The organism is Isoptericola croceus (assembly GCF_029382255.1).
Lineage (GTDB): Bacteria > Actinomycetota > Actinomycetes > Actinomycetales > Cellulomonadaceae > Isoptericola > Isoptericola croceus.
Genome location: NZ_JARLLG010000505.1, coordinates 1 through 255 on the forward strand (window position 1 = coordinate 1; position 255 = coordinate 255).

Annotated in this window: 1 protein-coding gene; it reads left to right on the top strand. The window is 55.7% G+C overall.

Going from position 1 to position 255, the window contains the following annotated elements:
- Positions 1-96: 96 nt before the first annotated feature.
- Positions 97-255 (top strand): D-aminoacyl-tRNA deacylase (locus PZC42_RS24985; RefSeq protein WP_498041214.1); only part of this gene is annotated, 159 nt, incomplete at its 3' end.

Sequence of the window (255 nt, forward strand, 5' to 3'; positions counted from 1 at the left end):
GAGAGCCCAACATGAAAGGTGCGCAGTTGCACAATTCAGTCAGCTGAACCGTGACTGGACCAATCTCTAATTGGGCCTGTAGCTGTTCTACAGAGGGTGACCTCGGCCTCCGTTACGGTCGACAAGCAGCTGGTCTCGTCGATCGGACGGGGCATCCTGGTGCTAGCAGCCGTGGGCAAGGAGGACACCGAGAAGGACGCGGACACTCTGGCAGCAAAGATCCTCAAGGTGAAACTTTGGCCTGATGAGAATAAT